The organism is Phaeobacter sp. NW0010-22 (genome assembly GCF_040365955.1).
Lineage (GTDB): Bacteria > Pseudomonadota > Alphaproteobacteria > Rhodobacterales > Rhodobacteraceae > OMPR01.
Map to the genome: position 1 here is coordinate 1 of NZ_BAABWT010000001.1, position 18,314 is coordinate 18,314.

An 18,314-nucleotide genomic window follows, 5' to 3' on the forward strand; every position below is an offset into this window, starting at 1 on the left:
TTGGGAAATCAAGAGCTTCAGTTTCACCGGTATTGGAAACAACCTCTATAGTTCCAGAAAGTGGACCACTCGCAATATCCGTACGGGACGCTGTCGAGAAATCGGTCGGGAAGGACAATGTAAGAGCCTGAAATTCCGCGTAGGATCCGATGAAGATCAGAGTATTGGTTCCGTCCGGCTGTGCGACGAGCCCACCGTGACTGGCAATTGCCCCAATTGGCAGGCCCGAAACTTCGATCCGTATCTCGGAAACCGAGGAAGCAGAACTAGCTGTATCAAAGCGAATCTCAATTTGATCAGCGGGGCGGATACTGGTGATCGCGTCCGTTTCTGCCGTAACCAGCTGGCCTTTTAGAACAATCTGTAGGCCAGCGGGCGGCGTCCCATCGTCCTTATCTCCAGCGTAGCGACGTTCTAACTCATCTCCGAATTCATAGTCCGTTGGCGGAAGCAATGGGTTGATTTCGAGACCGAGAAGCGGGTCGCCGACGACCAGTTCCAGATCATCTGCAGACCCCTGATGTGGGGTCCCAAGACTGAGGATGAAATGAAGTGGAACCCTAGGCACATCGCTGAGCGTGGTCCATTCGTTTTCTGGTGTTGCCACGTTCCAGAGACGACTGAAAGGAACAAGGGCCATCCCAGTATCGACCAGCAGCGAGGTTTCAGTAGCATTTGGAAAGACGATCAGCGTGCCATCAGGTTGCACTAGGATCAGGTAACCATCTAACAGCAGTGGGTATTCAACAATAGCTCCTTCCGGAAGTTTGACAGAAGCGAGTAGGTTGGTGTCGACAACGAGAATGTTGGGTGCCCCGGTCTCGAGCATATGCCGGAGAACAGCTTGGGAAAGCTGTTCGGTGGTGAGTTGATCCTGACTAGTCGACATATGCTGATAACCTTAGAACAGATAGGAAGCCGTTAACCTGTGATAATCTTAGCCGGAGTATTGCGCGGATCAACAAATAAGCCAACTGCGATGTGTGGTTTCAAACACAGTGTTCTTGGCTTTCCATTGGCTATCTTGAACCTTCCCGAGACTGTTGCATTAAGCGTTTCGCTTGGTCACTTTACGACTTTTGAGGTTGATCATGCCGCGCAAATGGCCGTTCAACCGCCATTGTTTTCCGCACAACTTCAATCCTTTTTGTTGTGCGTTGATACCTGCGCTAACCTCTGTCTTATCTGGAAGTTGTAGATTTGCTTGCTGAATGCGGTAACACCGTTGACCGATCCACCGGGGTTTGCTGGGTTCAAAAGTTCAGTCCCGATTTGACCAAACGAACCGAGAAACACCTGCACCGGACGAGTATAGATTGGCACGCAAGCGAGGCCTAGATCGGTGTTGGTGGGAAGTAAGTGGTGCTACTTTTGACGCGCGATCGATGCGAAAGAGTAGATGGTTGATTTCCACCTGACCGCGCGGCGGGATACGAAGGCTGCAAGAGCTTTTCTTAACAAGGCTATCGAACGCGTTCGGCCCTAACAGCCCGTCACGATCTGCACGGTCAAGGCATACACCTATCGCAGCGTCATTCGTGCGATCAGTCAGCGGTTAAAGCTGCATTCCGAAAGCTTCCGGTACATCAACCGAAAATGGTGCAACAACTGAATGGAAAACGACCACGCCTCTATGGGACGGCTCCTCGGACACCGACAGAGCTTCCGTTCCTTGCGGAATGCAAAAGGTACCCTTAACAGCATAGAGACAATCCGCACGATCAAACGCGGACACGTCCATCAAACCCTACCAGGCATCAGCGGCGAGCTCTAGTTCATCGCTTGGTGTACGAAGCGGATGCATAAACAAGAAGCGGTATTTGACGTAAGTTCAGTTGCTCGAGTACAAGGCAGTAGCCCCTTTTGGCTTGACGCCACTTGGCAAGCTTCCGGCGTTCTTCCAAGCTCAGGTAAGGGTAGCAGCGTGCCATCCGCATCCCCAGTGCAACGTCCTGTTTTGATGGGAATTTGCGCTTCGGATGTGGTTCTATCATGGCTACATTTCGGAGCCGTCTATTCATCATAATGTTAATTTTAGGAATTGTAGGGAGACCGGATGATGCAACATTGCATTCCGCGAAAACCACGGTTGCTCAGCCAACTTAGTAACCCTGCATGAGCATCTGAACAGGGATGGTGATTTTCTCGAAATCACTGTCTAGGTTGCCAATGGGTGCATTTGGAATACCGATGGGAACTGGTGCCAGTAATTGTTCATCATGACACCCAGTTCGCCTTCCACTTCAAGTTCAGGTTTGAGTGGGTAGCGGGCTTTGCTACGCTCGATTTCGGCAGAAGAGTCGGGGCAAAGTGCGTGTTCAGATCGCACAGAAGATCGGTTTGAACGTCATGAACGTAGCCGTTGCCCGAAGATTTCGGAAAAACAACATACTCGGACTTTAAAACTGGGTGAAACCATCAAGCGGCAACCTGCACTCCCTCTTCCGCTGCTCTGGAGAGGTTCACCTTCACTACCGGTGCAGAATAATAACTCTGGCGAGGCCGCTCTTCTCCATTTCAAGACTTTTCGAAATCGAAGGAGCCGAGCATTTGTTGGACATCAAGCTGCTTCGTCCGGAAGAGCAAACCGATGCTTCGATTATCTTACCCATACCCAAACACGAGAAATCTTAGAACTGCAATTACCACCCCGCCCGATCGGCGAAGTAGAATTTCCTATCATTTGGTGCCTTACTCGACGAATTCAAAGTCTCCGAGTTTCCAGCTTTTGTTGAAACTTGGCTACAGTGGGCCTTAGAGCGGCATCATCAACTTAAAGCTTCTACACGGAGCGGTTTTCACCCAGTTGTAATCTAGGGTAACTGCATCTCGAGCGTAGTTTCTATGGTAGGTTCAGCGGACAGGCGCTGTGATGGGGCTGGGGGTCAAGGTCCCGCGGAACCGGTTTCGGCGGCGTTGATAGCGGCGGGTCATCTCAGCCGAAGCGGGCCCGAGTTGTTTCTGGACATGGTGTTCGTCAACTAATGCCGATTAGACGAGGCCCCGCGCGCAGGGAATGGCCCGAGAACAGGGCGAGCCGGTTTTCTCGGATAGTTCCGGTTGAATGCCGCGTTTTAGAATGGTTTGCTGAATGAAGCGGGCAATGTGTTTGTCACTTAATCGTGCTTCCAAGGCCTTTTTTCCGTCCCGCGATGTGCGCACAAAGACTGGACTGACATCAATCTTTACGAAGTGCACCTATTGTTCGAGAGCATGGATTGGGCAGATTGGCTTCGAAGGTTGGCGCCCAATCTCTACTGAAGGCCATCCAATCTTAGCGTTCAAGGTGAGAATTTCGCTATCGTCGAAGATATCGATCTATCCACCGGATTTTGGGGGGACATTCTTGCCGACATCCAAGCTGACGATCTGGGAACGGTGCAAACCGCCTCCGTATCCCAGAAGCAGGATCGCTTTCTTTTACCCCGGCGGGCGGGCATGTTTGTGTCGGACCCGGGCCAACACGATTGCGATTTGCCGGTTTTGATGATTAAGGGAGAACCAGCACTGCGCGTGTTTCCAGCCGAGCCCGAAGAGGTGACGGTCTTTCGTCGATAGCGATAGGGTAGGGAATCCGTCCCCTTCAACCACCACCACCAGCATCAGCGTGCAAAGTGCTTCCTATCTGCGGCATGGCGTGGGGGTGAACATGCTGGCCGACTGACTGGCGCTGAAAGCGGTCACACCAACATCAAAACGGGAAAGTCGTTTGGCAAGAGAGGTAGATACGCGCTGCAAAAGGAAACAGGGTATCTCGGATACACCAAGGCTGACCTTTAAGTGGGCAAAAATCGATTAAGTAGGCAAAAATCGATTTTGGGTAACAATGTCGGCTCAGAGCCCAGAGCGGGCTTTGCCTATGAGAGCAACCGGTCCACTTTCTGGCGCGCCGGTGCTTGGGTAATCTCTAACGTGGAATTTCAATCCGTTTAGGTGCAAGGTAATTGCGGATTGCAATTGCAGGAGATGATTTCAATGGCATCGCATTTTGGCACTGGAAGTTCCCCCGACTACTCCAAAGCGGTGGATAGCTTCGATCTGGACGCCGAAAGGTCCCTGTTGTCCGGCAGTTTCAGCGACGGGATCAACGCATGCGTGGAATGCTGCGATGCTCATTTGCAAGGCGCTTCCCTAGCTTTGGACTGGATTAGGCTGGACGGGCATCATGAGACTCGCAGCTTCGCCAAGTTGCGCGATGAAGCTTCCCGCTTCGCTAACCTGCTCAAGAAACAGGGCATTCAACCGGGCGACATCGTGGCGGGACTGTTGCCGCGCACCCCTGATCTAGTGGCGGTTGTGCTGGGCGCGTTCCGCGCTGGTGCGGCTTATCAGCCTTTATTTACAGCCTTTGGCCCCAAGGCTATCCAGGACCGTTTGACTATGAGCGGCGCGAAGCTGGTTGTGACCGACCTTGCCAACCGCGAAAAGCTCAAGGATGTGAAAGGTTACCCGCCTGTCGCATTGATTGCGGATACCTCACAAGAGCTTGTTACAGGCGACATTGATTTCCGCCGGATAATGGCCGCTCAATCAACTGAGTTTGTCCCAGTTTTGCGAAACGGCGATGATCTGATGCTCATGATGGCCACCTCTGGAACTACAGGGCCCGCCAAGGGTGTGCCTATCCCGCTAAAAGCCTTGCCTGCCTTTCGATCCTACATGGTCGAAGGTATCGACCTACGGCCTGAGGATGTTTTTTGGAACATTGCCGACCCTGGCTGGGCCTATGGGCTCTACTATGCAGTGATCGGTCCATTGCTACTGGGTCATGCAACCACTCTGGTCGAAGGGCCATTCACGGTGGACAGCACTTATGATGTGATTTCAAGGTTGAGCGTAACTAACTTTGCTGGTGCGCCCACTGCGTTTCGACTAATTATCGCCTCCGGAACCGAACGTGCAGTTCAGCTGCGTGATCAACTCCGCTGTATCAGTAGCGCGGGCGAGCCGCTGAACCCCGAAGTCATCCGTTGGTTTGAGGCAGAACTGAATGCACCGATCAAGGATCACTACGGGCAGACCGAAACGGGCATGCTAGTTAATAACCATCACGGGCTCGAACACCCCGTGCGCCCGGGATCGGCAGGTTATGTCATGCCGGGATACAGAGTCGAGGTTTTGGCCGAGGATGGCAGCATTGCCAATCTCGATGAACCGGGCCAACTGGCCGTGAAAATCGCGGAATCGCCTCTCATGTTTTTCGGTGGTTATCTGAACAAGGGCAAAAACTCGATCGAGAACGGTTACTATCTTACTGGGGACACGGTGGAGCGGGATGAGCACGGGTGCATAACTTTCGTAGGACGTAACGACGACGTTATCACCTCTTCGGGCTATCGCATCGGACCGTTTGATGTAGAAAGCGCCCTAATCGAGCATCCCGCAGTGACAGAGGCTGCGGTTGTTGGCGTGCCGGATAAAGAACGGACCGAAATCGTGAAAGCGGTGATCGTTCTAGCAGAGGGCAGAGAGGGCAATGAAGAGCTTGCCGCGGAACTAAAGGAATATGTCAAACAGCGCCTCTCGGCACACGCATACCCTCGGATTTGCGAATTCGTGACCGAACTACCGAAAACACCCAGCGGGAAAATCCAACGGTTCCTGCTGCGAAAAGCGAGTGTTGGTGCTACTTGATCCGGCTTCTCGAAGTCGAATGCGTCATTCAAATTCTGGAGGGCGGAGAACGGTCGCTCAATCCGCTGAGCGGTCATCCAGAACGAAAAAATGCTGCACCTATTATCAATGTCCGATGTTTGCGCTGCATCGCCGCGAGTTCGTACCCAGCCGTAAGCTTGACGGGGTGACTTTGCAAAGGTCGCTCTCTGCGCATTGCTGCCGTTGAAGCGCTCCGTAATGAAGGGTCTCAATTTGCCCTATTGAGCAGATTGTTAAGTCAGGCCGTATTTCGCGCGCGCTTTTGCGATCCGATCGATTGCGATTTGATGCTCAGACACAAGTTGTGACAACGTTTCCACATGGTTTTCCATCACGTCGTCGAAGCCCTTAAACGAAATTTCGGCAATGGCAGCGTGGGCGGATGAAAGCCCAACCAGTTGTGCATCCAACTCGAGCATTTTCGCTGCTCGGTTGCGTCGTGGACGTTCACCAATATATCCGCAGGCATTTTGTGGAGAAGCGTTGCAAAGTCCCGCATGGCTGCCATCAAACGCGAACTAACTATGATTTGATTAACCAAATAGTCAGGTTTCAGCGAATGACCACAAACCCAGCCACGACCAATGGAAGAGTGATTGCGACGTAGTCAGCTATCACTGCATGTTTATACATTGCATGTGCAAGCAGAGGCATATCATCCGCTCGCAAGGGTAACTCAATAACGGAAATGATCCGGACTGAGATTGTGAATTATTGGTCATTGGTCACGTATCGCCCTGTGTGGTATAGCCGAGTAAATAGAACCATGATCCCCGGAAACTATTTCGGAAAGCCAATTCTCCAAAGGGCTTGATTTGGCTTAATGGCTACTAGGATCAGGACACATTGATTTAAGGTCCGTTGCATGGTTCAAGGTTCCAAAAATGACGCGATGACATGTTTTATCCTATGGGTTTGAGCGACGCACCGGAGGCGTGTCTTGCATCATATGCTTGAAGGTCCAAATCAAAGCGCATCGAATATCGACTAGCATGGGCATTAAAAAGAGGGGCGGGCTTTGTTCGGCTACCTGCCGCACTTTGACAGATTGCTCGCGGACCGCGGCTATGATGCTAGTTTGTTTCCGGGAAGCCTTGCAAGACAAGGGGAAGCGCACTTGAATACCCAGAGGAAGACGGGGCAAAACGCGAGTGAAGTATGTCAAGCGCTGCTAAAAGCGACGTAACCGCATCGAGAAGGTATTTGGCCGTCTCAAAGATTGCCGGCGTATAAGGACCATATATGACCGATGCTCAGAAGGTCTTCCTCTCAGCTATCGCTCTCATCGCAATCGTCATTTACTGGTTTTGAAACTCGATGGGTTCGACCCCTAAGGATCTGGGCGGCAAGATCGTACTTTTTGCGATGACTCACTGCCCAGATGGTTAATGTCTTAAAGGGTGGCGTCACTGCCTAGCACGGTAGTAAACTCATTTGAGAATGTCCCACCGTTCCCGTGTGCTATGGCAATATTGGCGTCCTTGATTTGACGTTCGCCACCGGCACCTCGCAATTGGGTTGCTGCTTCGATCAAGCAGAACAGGCCATACATGCCGGGGTGTACACAGCTTAGCCCGCCCCCATTGGTGTTCACGGGCAAAGATCCCCCCGGAGCAATGTGCCCTTCAGCGACAAAAGCGCCTGCTTCGCCCTTTTTCACAAAACCCATGTCTTCAAGGAACAGAAGGGTATTGATCGTAAAGGCGTCATAGAGCTCAACAACGTCGACGTCTTTGGTGGTAACCCCAGCCATCTCAAATGCTCGCTTTGAGCTTTCGGTTGCGCATGTCGTTGTCAATGAGCCCGTTTGGCTGATTTCGCGGTGTGAGATGGCATTGCCGCCGCCTAGGAAATAGGCGGGCTTTTGCTGGTAATCTTGGGCGCGTTCCGCAGATGTAACAATGATGGCTGCGCCGCCGTCTGACATCAGGCAGCAATCCAATACGGTGAGGGGATCTGCCACTTTGGGGGAGGCGAGGTATTCTTCCATCGTCAAGTCCGCACGCATTGTTGCATCCGGATTGAGTTGTGCCCATTTGCGCGCCGAAATTGCGACGTGACCCAAGTGCTCTTTGGGGACGTTGAATTCGTGCATATAGCGCTGTGCGGTAAAAGCATAACCGGGTACGGGAACCATTGGCTCATATGCCCGTTCCCATTGTGGTGTTTCGATGATGCCGTTCAAATTCCGCGATGATTTCGCGTTCGAGCCATAGCAGATCAGAACGTTTTTGCAGAGACCGGACTGAATCGCCATGGTGGCCTCGAGCAGGTAAGACATGAACGACGAACCGCCCACCATGTCAGAGTTTGCCCAAGTGGGTTTAATACCCAGATACTCAGCGATCGAAAGGGTGGGGAAGAAGTGGTAAAATGTACCGCCGCAGATCCCGTCGATTTCTGACAAGTTCATGCCGGCGTCAGCTAAAGCGTTTTGTGTCGCCTTCGCCAAAAGCTCAAGCGGAGAGGTGTTGGGTGACTTGCCTAGACCGTAATAGCCGGTGCCTACAATTGCGGATTTGCCGCGTAATGGATGTGACATGTAGAGGTTCCTTACGCAGGTTTGAAGAATACAGCAGGTTCACCGGATTTGGCGTTCGGGCCAAAGTCGGGAACTGTGACAACGGCCTGAACTTGCATGCCGATTTGGATCGCCTCGTTGTCCACATCTAGGATACGGCTGAAAATACGGGGACCTTCGGCGAGATCGATCAACACGTTATTGTAATCGCCACCGTATTTGGCAGGACGGCGAATGATGGTGCTGGCGTAAACGGTTCCGGCACCAGAGGCTTCGACCCATTGCAGATCATCTGCGCCTGTCGTTGGGGCAATTGCTCGTGGATAGAAGACATATGCGCCAGTGCTGGCAGAGCGTTGAATTAAGAATTTCCCATCTGTCAAACCGGTGCGAAACGTCGCGTCGGCTTGTGGGCTTGCTTCGGGGGGGACAAAGTCAGTCATGACATTTTCCTTTCTGATTAAAGAGCGAATATTTCTGCAGCATGAGTTGGTTCTGAGACCTCGACCCGTCGACGTAACAAGCTTGCTTCAGGCAAAAGCCGCGCGCGCACATGAGAGGCTGCAGCCCGTAAAAGGGCAGGCTCAGGGGCATGATCCGCAACGGTTTCAAGATCGGCCCAAACCCGGCCGAAATAGACCAAACCAGTCAAACGCATGTAATCTGTAACAGCAGGCCCGATATCGGTGCCGTTCTGCATGGCTGTTGTGGATGCACGCCAATCTTCGATTGCATCTGCCAGTTCCATCGAGGTCGGGCCCGTTGAAACCAGTTCTGCAAAGGCATCGGCGGCGGCGCCGTTGTTTGTGCGAATGGCACGACGGGCAAGCCCAGTTGCGAGAACGCCATTGGTTCCTTCGTATATTGCCATGATCCGGGCATCGCGCATGATTTGCTCGACCCGGTATTCTTTACAAAAGCCATAGCCGCCGTGGATTTGTACGGCTTGGCTGGAGACGATGTTGACTGCATCTGTTGCAAAGGCTTTGCAGGTTGGGGTGAGGATGTCCAAAAGCCCTTGATCGGCCCCTAGGTCCATATCGACGAATGTCCGATAGACCATGGCACGGCACCCCATGGTGTGGGCATAGATATCGAGAAGCATCCGCTGAACGTCGCCATGTTGCGTGATCATGGCGGTTTCGCCGGCTGTTGTGCCTTGGCGTCGTGCCGAGGCGTGACTGCGCGACCGCTGAAAGGCTGCATCCATTTGTCCAACAGCTTGCAGTGAGACATCCAGCCGTTCAGCGTTCATCATCGTGAACATCGCGGCCAAACCTTGACCAATAGTGCCCAATAATTCTGCCCGCGCACCGTCAAAGGCCATCTGGCAGGTGGGGGAGCCATGCATCCCCATCTTTTCTTCGATCCGTACCGTTTGAACGGTGTTGCGTGTGCCATCAGGTAAGGTCGCGGGGCAGGCAAAAAGGCTCAGCCCGCGCACGCCCGCAGGGGCGTCTGGGGTTCGTGCAAGCACCAGATGCAGCACATTGTCGGTGTAATCATGATCCCCACCAGAAATGAAAATCTTGGCGCCGCTCAGGGCATATCCATCTTCGTCACGGGTCGCGATTGTCTTGATGAGGCCAAGATCCGATCCTGCATCAGGTTCTGTCAGGCACATCGATGCCATCCATTCCCCCGAGATCAACTGCGGCAGGTACCGGGCCTTTTGGTCGTCACTGCCGCATGCGGTTAGGGTTCGGATACAGCCCTGTGCAAGGCTAAGTACCATTTCGTATGAGATGCAGGCGCCTGCCAACATGTCAGCCAAAACTGCGCCAAAGATATGGGGCAATTCTTGCCCCCCAAAATCTTCGGGGGCGGTAAGGCCGGTCCAACCCGCCTGCCGGTAGCGATCATAAGCGGCAACCATTTCTGGGGGCATTTTGACCCGGCCGTCTTCCAGTTTTGCACCAACCTCATCCCCAATCAGATCAAGGGGCGAGATTTCGGCGTTGATGAATTTGCCCAAAGCGGGGATCAAATCATCTGCCAGATCGTCGCTCCAATCGGGCAGGCGATCCGGTCGGCCGATGTGCTTCAGAACAAAGGCGATTTCTGCTTCTGAGGCAGTATAGTCGATCATGTGTGAACCTCCCCAGGAAGGATTACTGCAGCGGAACCTTTGTAGAGGCCAGCAATACTGTCTGCCCGAAGCTCCAAGGCAAGCCGTTGATTGATATACCCTTTGTCGGTGATCTCATTTTTCTCAACTGAGGGGGTATCGCCTTGGATCAGGACGCGTTTTACACGCGTGGCGCTGCCCGTTTGGGATTTGTTGTAAGCGGCCAACTGTTCAGAAACATATGCACGCACGGCCGGGTCAGCGGCATAGCTTGCAAGCGTATCAACACGACCTGCACGAGTTTTGCATTCATCCGCGTTTAGGAACAAAAGTGCTCCGATTTCGCTCTTGTCATGGCCGGTGATCACCGCGTCTGACACCAACGGTTTCAGTGCCTCCAGCAAGGCCAAACGCAGATTGCCCACGGCGACCCAGGTTCCTGTCATCAGTTTGAAGTTTTCGGACGTGCGCCCGTCAAAAACAATGCCTTCAGAGGGGTCTTCGGGGTTCTGGAGACGTCCGGCATCGCCAATCAAGTAATACCCCTCGTCGTCAAAGGCCTCGCTCGTTTTTGCAGGGTTGTTAAGGTAGCCGGGGGTCACGTGTGGTCCGCGCACACGCATTTCCAATTTGCCACCGTTGGGAACAAATTTGATTTCATTTCCGGGAGTCGGCAAACCCACCACATCCGCGCTGGCAATGGGAAAGTGGACGCAGGTGATCATCATCGCCTCGGTCGCGCCCCAAGCAGAGACAAACGGGATTTTATCGCCACGTTCGTTTACGCCCAATTCTTCGAGCCCCTCCCACAGGTGATCTGGCAAACCAGCGCCTGAGAAAAAGATCAACTGAAGCCGGGCAAAGAAGGCACGGCGCAGCTCAGGGTCATCCCGCAGGAGGGGAAGCATCATGTCAAAGCCACGCGGGACATTAAAAAAAAGAGTGGGCGAGATTTCGCGAATATTGCGCAGAGTTTTTTCAATCTCACCAGGCACGGGTTTGCCGTCATCAATATAAAACGAGCCGCCGTTCCACAGGATTTGATTGAAGTTGAAGTTGCCGCCAAATGTGTGGTTCCACGGCAACCAGTCGACGATCACAGGTGGGTCTGTCTTCAGGAACGGCCAGATCTGAACCAACGCTTGCTGGTTAGCCAGCATCATACGTTGTGTCACAATCACGCCCTTGGGTAGGCCTGTGGAGCCTGAGGTAAACAGGATTTTGCCTACGGTGTCATGTCCCACAGCTTGGCGCGCTTGGCTGACGGCTTCGGACGACTTGGTTCGCAAGGCGGTATCATAGCTCAACGCGCCGTTGTCGGAGAACAATTTAATGTTTTCGCCTGCCAAATATGTAAACGCGTGGTCAAACGCGAGGGCATCATCGGCATAGGCCATGCCGGGGTTTGTCGTTTCGACGATGTGGCGCAGTTTGGTCAGTTCGCCGTCGTAGAGAGAATAGGGGACCGAAACGGGAACCACCGGAATGCCAACGTGCATTGCTGCTAGCATCAGGACGCCGTGGCGGACGGAGTTACCAGACAGGATCAACAGCGGACGGTCCGGACCTAGCCCCTGAAGAAGTAAGAAGGCGGCAAGGGACTGAACCTGTTCGTACGTTTCAGAAAATGTGACGCCTTGCCACTGATCATCAGCCCCGCGTTGCATCAGAAAGGGTCGATCTGGCGCGGCCTCCGCCCAGTGGTCCAGCAGGTCCGATAGGCAGTCGTGTGGCAGGTCCAAGGGCAGGGGGCTTTCCAAGGTGAACGCTCCGTCGCCCAAATCATGACGCCTAACTTTGGCGGGGGCAAATTTGGCGGTGGGCTCTATCCCTGTTTTGGTCTGGTGAACATCTTTGTTCATCGTTTTCTCCCTGGCGTCGTTCTTCGGAATCATCATTCGCGAACCGGTTTTGGTAGAAATAGACTACCCAAGAGATTGTTAGTGTGCAAATGTATTATCGAACGTTCACTTAATTTACTACTTGAGTAGGTTGCCGAAGCGTTTGGGGCAAGAGGAGAGGAACTTTCCGCTGCGTAGCGACGGGTTTGGCAACAAGGAGAAACAAAATGAAGATCGAGAATGCATCAGCAATTGTGACCGGCGGGGCTTCGGGCTTAGGGTTTGCGACTGCACAAATGCTGGCGTCGCGCGGGGCTAAAGTGGCTTTGTTTGACCTGTCTGGTGCGCAATTGGATGCTGCAGCCAAAGATCTAGGTGCCGTAGCTGCGCCTTGTGATGTGACCTGCCCAGAAGCCGTCGCCGAGGCGTTGAACACGGCAATCGAAGCAAATGGATTACCACGCATTGTCGTGAATTGTGCAGGTGTCACACATGGGGAACGGATCGTTGGTCGCACCGGGGCTGCGCCGCTCGAGGGGTTTTCACGGACGGTTCAGGTGAATCTGATTGGAACATTCAACGTTCTGCGATTGGCCGCTGAAAAAATGTCCCAAGCCGAACCCCAAAACGATAATGAGCGCGGCGTGATTATCAACACCTCATCCGCGGCCGCATTCGAAGGCCAGATTGGGCAGGCGGCCTATGCAGCGTCCAAAGGGGGGGTGGCCAGTCTGACCCTACCGGCGGCACGGGAATTAGCGCGATCTGGCATTCGGGTCCTGGCCATTGCACCGGGGATTTTTTCGACTCCGATGATGGAAACCCTCCCCCAAGAGATCCAGGATAGTCTGGGTGCTAAGGTTCCTTTTCCATCGCGTCTTGGCAAACCCGGCGAATTCGCCCAGCTTGCAGGACATATGATCGAGAACACGATGCTAAATGGTGAATGCGTGCGTTTGGACGGCGCCATCCGGCTTGAGCCCAAGTAAGGAAGATTGCGATGGAATATACCAACATAACGAGCGAAACAGATGGCAATGTCGGTATTCTGACATTGAACCGTCCTGCCAAGTTCAATGCCATCAACCATGGGCTGCTTTACGAGATTGAGCACTACTTTGACAATCTGCCCGACGCGATTGGGGCGGTTGTTATGCGCAGCTCTGGCGAACATTTCTGTGCCGGGCTTGATTTGCTGGAGCATTCCATGCGGGATGCAGCTGGGGCTATGCATGAATGCCGTCTTTGGCATCGGATTTTCGACAAGATCGAATATGGGCGTGTTCCTGTCGTGGCTGCAATGAATGGCGGTGTCTTGGGCGGCGGGATGGAGTTGGCGATGACTGCTCATATCCGGGTAAGTCAGCAAGATACGTTTTATGAGCTTCCTGAAGGGCGTCGCGCCATTTTTGTTGGTGGCGGGGCCACGGTTCGGATTGGCCGGATCATCGGTGCCGGACGTATGATGGAAATGATGCTGACCGGACGCCGCTATAAAGCTGACGATGGATTAAGCCTTGGTCTTGCGCATTACGTTGAACCAAACGGAACGATTTTTGACAAAGCGATGGAGCTCGCGCGGCGCGTAACTGAGAATGCGCCGCTTTCAAACTATATGATGATGCAGGCCATCACCCGGATCAACGACATGTCAGCCAGCGATGGGCTTTTTACTGAAAGCCTGGCTGCAGCGATTGCACAATCGTCCCCCGAAGCGCGCGCGGGGATGGAGGCATTTTTGGCGAAGACGGGCAAACGGGACAATCAATAACCCAAACGGCAACGAACAAGAGGGGGTGGTACAGACATCTGTACCAGCCCTTTTTGCATTGCGCGCTAGGGGCGCAGATCCATTTGAGCAGGTGATAGCAGGGATAGAGCGGGGAAAGCGTTTTGGAGGATCGGCTTTCCCCTGACGCGATCCGAAAAAATGAGGGAGCTTCGGATCGGTATGTCGTATCTTGGCAGGCCGGGGTCTGAAGGTGAGAGCGAGGAGATCAGACCCCGGTGCCATCTCTGGGGCAGGTGGGCCGCCCCGGAAATTCAGTCAACAAAAGCGCGTTCGACTACAAAGGTGGCGGGTTTGTTGTTCGCACCTTCGATCAACCCAAACCCTTCGAGGGAGGCTTTGGTGTCGCGCAGCATGTCCATGGAGCCGCAGATCATGCCCCGATCTACTTCTGGCGATATAGGCGGAATGCCAAGATCGTCGAAAACTTTACCACTGGCCATCAAATCTGTGATCCGACCTTTGAAAGGGTAATCTTCGCGAGTGGTTGTACAGTAGTGGCGCAAGTTCTGGGCCATTTCTCCGACCAGAGGGTCTTCTTTCAAGGCTTTGACAAGCTGCTTGCCATAATCCAACTCTGCCACTTCTCGGCAAGTGTGGGTTAGGATGACCTCGTCGAATTTCTCATATGTTTCGGGGTCGCGGATCAGAGAAGCAAACGGGGCGATGCCAGTGCCTGTTGAAAACATCCACAACCGTTTACCCGGCAGTAGCGCGTCATTAACCAGCGTTCCCGTGGGCTTCTTGCGCATCAAAACGGTGTCTCCGACTTTGATTTTTTGTAGGTGTTCTGTCAGCGGGCCATTGGGGACTTTGATGGAGTAAAATTCGATTTCTTCGTCCCAACTGGGCGAGGCGATAGAATAGGCACGAAAAACCGGCTTTTCCGCATTTGGGAGCCCAATCATCACAAACTCACCGGAGCGGAACCGGAATGTCGACGGGCGAGTAATCCGAAATTTAAATAGACGGTTAGTGAAATGTTCAACAGATGTCACGGTTTGAGCGAACACGCCTGCAGGGGCAGGGAAGTCAGTTTTGGGGGAGCTATCTAGCGGCATTGGTGTCTCCTTGTCGATTATGCGGCGGCAGGGGTTAAGGACAACAGAGCGAGTTTCCCGTCTTTGCCATTCCAGTCGTCGGCATCAGGCATCGGATCTTTTTTCTCAACGATGACGGGCCAGAGTTCGGCGTATTTTTGATTGAGCTCAACCCAAGGCTCCATTCCAGCCTCTGTATCGGGACGAATGGCATCAGCCGGGCATTCGGGTTCACAAACGCCGCAGTCAATGCATTCGTCAGGGTGGATGACCAGAGTGTTTTCACCTTCGTAGAAGCAATCGACAGGGCAGACCTCGACGCAGTCAGTGAATTTGCAGTTGATGCAATTGTCGGTCACGACGTAGGTCATACAGGCTCTCCATTCATTTGTATACTAATGATTATTCGGAATTGCCAAACTCTGTCAATATGTATTTTTGGCGTTCGATCTTTGGAGATCAAATGCTTGACGCGTTCTGATGATACATTAGTATGCAAACGATAATTTGCGCGAACTTTCGCAACCGGAGGAAACGATGACTGGAAAGCTTGTCATAAAAAACATTGGGTTGTTGTTGTCAGGGAAGATGGAGCAACCGATTCTAGATGGCGACTGCCTGATTGCCCTAGACGGCAAAATTGCTGAATGGGGGTATGAAAAGGATCTGGATTGTGAACACGCAGATACCGTTGTCGATGCACATGGGGTTGCGCTGGCTCCGGGTTTGATCGACAGCCACATTCACCCTGTGGTCGGGGATTACACTCCGCGCCAACAGCAATTGCATTGGATTGATTCCACGCTGCATGGTGGGGTGACAACACTGATTTCAGCGGGCGAAGTACACATGCCGGGCCGCCCTAAGGATATCGTTGGTCTGAAGGCGATGGCGATTGCTGCGCAGCGTTGGTACGAAAACTTCCGCCCTTCGGGCATGAAAGTTCATGCCGGTGCCCCCGTGATTGAACACGGTATGGTCGAGGAAGACTTCAAAGAAATGGCTGACGCCGGTGTTAAGCTCTTGGGCGAGGTTGGCCTTGGGACTGTCAAAGATGGTAAGACAGCCAAGCAGATGGTTGATTGGGCCCGCAAATATGGCATTCAATCTACCATTCACACCGGGGGGCCATCGATCCCGGGTTCGGGTTTGATTGATGCTGATATGGTTCTGGAAACAGGGACAGACGTGATCGGGCATATCAACGGCGGGCATTCGGCCCTTCCGGATGACCAGATCATGTGCTTATGCGAAAGCTGTACCGCAGGGTTGGAAATCGTGCACAACGGCAACGAGCGCGCCGCTTTGCTGACATTAAATACAGCGCGTGAACTCAAGCAAATGGATCGCATTATTTTGGGCACAGATGGCCCGGCCGGGTCCGGCGTTCAGCCCCTCGGGATTATGCGGATGGTTGCGATGCTGTCGTCGCTTGGGGATGTCCCGGCGGAAATCGCGTTTTGCTTTGCCAACGGAAACACATCCCGTCAGCGCGAACTTGATACAGGCTTGATCGAAGTTGGGATGTGTGCCGATTTCGTATTGATGGATCAGGCCCAGCACGCGCCAGGTAAAAACATGCTTGAGTCAGTGCAGCTGGGCAATTTGCCCGGTGTTGGCATGACCATTATTGATGGTGCTGTGACTAGCCACCGCAGCCGCAACACGCCCCCGGCAACACGCTTGCCCGAAGTCGTTAGCTAAAACCCAGAAACTCCCCAAGACTGTTCCCCAGCTGCCCTTAAGGCGCTGGGGGTTTTTTTGAAAGGCACGCATGATGAGCACACCGTTGCAGGGTCTGAAGGTGATCGAACTGGCGCGGATATTAGCAGGTCCGTGGATCGGTCAAACTTTGGCAGATTTAGGCGCTGACGTACTTAAGGTGGAAAGTCCTGATGGCGATGATACCCGCAAGTGGGGCCCCCCGTTCATTGAGCGTGAAGGGGAGAAGACCGCCGCCTATTTCCACGCGGCCAATCGCGGCAAAGACAGTATTGCCCTGGACTTTGGCGACGCAGGGGATCGGGCAAAACTGGTGGGCCTGATCTGCGACGCAGATGTGTTGATCGAGAATTTTAAGGTTGGCGGGCTCAAGAAATTTGGCCTCGATTACGAGAGTATGAAGCAGATCAATCCGCGTCTGGTCTATTGCTCTGTGACAGGGTTTGGTCAGGATGGACCTTACGCGCATCGGGCGGGCTACGATTTCCTGATCCAGGGCATGAGCGGTGTTATGGATCTGACGGGGGATCCGAACGGGGAGCCGCAGAAAATTGGTGTGGCTTTTGCAGATATTTTTACGGGGCTATATGGGGTCATTGGAATTCAGGCAGCCCTTGCTGAGAGGGACCGGTCGGGAATGGGGCAGCACGTTGACCTGAGCTTGCTGGATTGTATGACTGGGGTGTTAGCGAACCAAGGGATGAATTTCTTGGCCTCTGGAGAGTGTCCGAAACGTCTTGGCAATTCGCATCCAAATATCGTGCCTTATCAGGTGTTTCCCGTGAAGGATGGGCACATCATCATTGCGTGTGGCAATGACCGGCAATATGGCACCCTTTGTGATATTCTAAATGTGTCCGAACTGGTTAAGGACCCGCGTTTCTTAAGCAATGCGGATCGAGTGGTACATCGCGCTGAATTGACGGACATTTTGACCAAAGCGTGTTTGCTCTGGATCAAGGAGGATCTGCTTGAGGCGCTGGAAAAAGGGGCTGTACCGGGTGGGCCAATCAATTCCGTGGCCGAAGCTTTGAGTGATCCTCAAATCAAGTATCGGGATATGCAGATCGCCCCCGAGGAGGTGCCCGGATTACGTACGCCGATAACCTTTTCGCGGTCAGAGCTCAGCTTGGCCAAAGCATCGCCGCAAAAGCCGACGAGATCATGATATCTTTCGCAGGATCTTGATAAGGTTACGTTGTTCGGCGGCGGTTAAGGGCTTTAAGGTTTCGGCAGTAATGGCGTGCCCAACCTCTGCCATTTGCCTGACCATCTCCTCTCCCTCTGGGGAGAGTGAGATCAGCGTCCGACGTTTGTCGTTTGGATCTGATTCTGCGAGGGTCAACCCCTTTTGACGCAGACGGTCCACTACGCCCTTGATAGTGGCCACATCCATCGCAGCCAAACGCCCCAAGTGATTTTGTGAACACTGTCCTTGCTCTGAGATACGGAGCAGGGCACCAAATTGCGTGGGTGTCAGCCCATTTAGAGTGCGCGACTGAAAAATCGTAGCATGCCTTTGGCTGGCCAACCGCAGCAGATAACCCACCTGATCGTCTAATTGATAGGCGTTCTCATTCTGCTCTGCTGCATCTGTCATTATCGTACCCACTGCTTTTTGATCATTTGCAGTATAACAACTAAGGGTATGCGAACAACGGTAAAACCGGGCCGTTTC

At 53.2% G+C, this 18,314-nt stretch carries 14 protein-coding genes and 2 pseudogenes; 6 read left to right on the forward strand and 10 right to left on the reverse strand.

All coding sequences use genetic code 11. The features are described 5' to 3' along the window. Together ABWV33_RS00005 and ABWV33_RS00010 are read right to left on the reverse strand one after the other, a co-directional pair. On the reverse strand, positions 1-889 hold an 889-nt coding region (locus ABWV33_RS00005; RefSeq protein WP_353328423.1), incomplete at its 3' end, for a hypothetical protein. A gap of 1,964 nt (positions 890-2,853) precedes the next feature. Continuing rightward, positions 2,854-3,579, reverse strand: a pseudogene (locus ABWV33_RS00010) (site-specific integrase); the annotation flags it as partial. A gap of 396 nt (positions 3,580-3,975) precedes the next feature. On the opposite strand from ABWV33_RS00010, the gene ABWV33_RS00015 reads away from it, so the two are divergent. Then, on the forward strand, positions 3,976-5,634 hold the full coding sequence (locus tag ABWV33_RS00015; protein WP_353328425.1) for an AMP-binding protein: 1,659 nt from the start codon (positions 3,976-3,978) through the stop codon (positions 5,632-5,634). Between the two features lie 254 nt (positions 5,635-5,888). Here the strand turns inward: ABWV33_RS00015 and ABWV33_RS00020 are convergent, their stop codons facing one another. Then, positions 5,889-6,074, reverse strand: a complete 186-nt coding sequence (locus tag ABWV33_RS00020; RefSeq protein ID WP_353328427.1) for a hypothetical protein — start codon at positions 6,072-6,074, stop codon at positions 5,889-5,891. Between the two features lie 593 nt (positions 6,075-6,667). Between ABWV33_RS00020 and ABWV33_RS00025 the strand changes: the two are divergent. After that, a pseudogene (locus ABWV33_RS00025) lies at positions 6,668-6,966 on the forward strand (transposase); the annotation flags it as partial. Between the two features lie 82 nt (positions 6,967-7,048). On the opposite strand, the gene ABWV33_RS00030 reads toward ABWV33_RS00025, so the two are convergent. Genes ABWV33_RS00030 through ABWV33_RS00045 form a run of 4 tightly spaced genes read right to left on the reverse strand, consistent with a single transcriptional unit; the run spans position 7,049 to position 12,106 of the window. Further along, a complete protein-coding gene (locus tag ABWV33_RS00030) occupies positions 7,049-8,197 on the reverse strand; it encodes an acetyl-CoA acetyltransferase (RefSeq protein WP_353328429.1) in 1,149 nt (382 codons plus the stop codon). Positions 8,198-8,208: 11 nt separating this feature from the next. Next, positions 8,209-8,619, reverse strand: coding sequence for a Zn-ribbon domain-containing OB-fold protein (locus ABWV33_RS00035; protein WP_353328431.1), 411 nt, complete (start codon positions 8,617-8,619; stop codon positions 8,209-8,211). Between the two features lie 17 nt (positions 8,620-8,636). Beyond that, entirely contained in the window at positions 8,637-10,265 is a 1,629-nt protein-coding gene (locus ABWV33_RS00040; protein WP_353328433.1) for an acyl-CoA dehydrogenase family protein, read from the reverse strand. After that, positions 10,262-12,106, reverse strand: a complete 1,845-nt coding sequence (locus tag ABWV33_RS00045; protein ID WP_353328435.1) for a feruloyl-CoA synthase — start codon at positions 12,104-12,106, stop codon at positions 10,262-10,264. Before ABWV33_RS00045 ends, ABWV33_RS00040 begins: the two co-directional genes overlap by 4 nt. 206 nt (positions 12,107-12,312) lie before the next feature. Here ABWV33_RS00045 and ABWV33_RS00050 point away from each other — a divergent pair, with 206 nt between their 5' ends. Together ABWV33_RS00050 and ABWV33_RS00055 are read left to right on the forward strand one after the other, a co-directional pair. Further along, positions 12,313-13,074, forward strand: a complete 762-nt coding sequence (locus ABWV33_RS00050) for an SDR family NAD(P)-dependent oxidoreductase (RefSeq protein ID WP_353328437.1) — start codon at positions 12,313-12,315, stop codon at positions 13,072-13,074. A gap of 11 nt (positions 13,075-13,085) precedes the next feature. Further along, positions 13,086-13,856 carry a crotonase/enoyl-CoA hydratase family protein gene (locus tag ABWV33_RS00055; RefSeq protein WP_353328439.1) on the forward strand — a complete coding sequence of 257 codons (771 nt, stop codon included), beginning with the start codon at positions 13,086-13,088 and terminating at the stop codon, positions 13,854-13,856. A gap of 272 nt (positions 13,857-14,128) precedes the next feature. Here ABWV33_RS00055 and ABWV33_RS00060 read toward each other — a convergent pair whose 3' ends face one another. Together ABWV33_RS00060 and fdxA are read right to left on the reverse strand one after the other, a co-directional pair. Continuing rightward, a complete protein-coding gene (locus ABWV33_RS00060; RefSeq protein WP_353328441.1) occupies positions 14,129-14,935 on the reverse strand; it encodes a ferredoxin--NADP reductase in 807 nt (268 codons plus the stop codon). 17 nt (positions 14,936-14,952) lie between these two features. Continuing rightward, complete coding sequence (gene fdxA, locus ABWV33_RS00065; RefSeq protein WP_353328443.1) at positions 14,953-15,285, reverse strand: ferredoxin FdxA; 333 nt, start codon at positions 15,283-15,285, stop codon at positions 14,953-14,955. Positions 15,286-15,451: 166 nt separating this feature from the next. On the opposite strand from fdxA, the gene ABWV33_RS00070 reads away from it, so the two are divergent. Both ABWV33_RS00070 and ABWV33_RS00075 read left to right on the forward strand, forming a co-directional pair. Then, positions 15,452-16,618 (forward strand): amidohydrolase family protein, encoded by a 1,167-nt coding sequence (locus tag ABWV33_RS00070; protein WP_113822706.1) that lies wholly within the window; start codon positions 15,452-15,454, stop codon positions 16,616-16,618. Between the two features lie 73 nt (positions 16,619-16,691). Then, positions 16,692-17,804 (forward strand): CaiB/BaiF CoA transferase family protein, encoded by a 1,113-nt coding sequence (locus tag ABWV33_RS00075; protein WP_353328445.1) that lies wholly within the window; start codon positions 16,692-16,694, stop codon positions 17,802-17,804. Here the strand turns inward: ABWV33_RS00075 and ABWV33_RS00080 are convergent. After that, positions 17,799-18,236: a MarR family winged helix-turn-helix transcriptional regulator gene (locus ABWV33_RS00080; RefSeq protein ID WP_113822708.1), complete on the reverse strand. Its 438-nt coding sequence runs from the start codon at positions 18,234-18,236 to the stop codon at positions 17,799-17,801. The two genes, ABWV33_RS00075 and ABWV33_RS00080, sit on opposite strands and share 6 nt — an antisense overlap. Between the last annotated feature and the right edge of the window lie 78 nt (positions 18,237-18,314).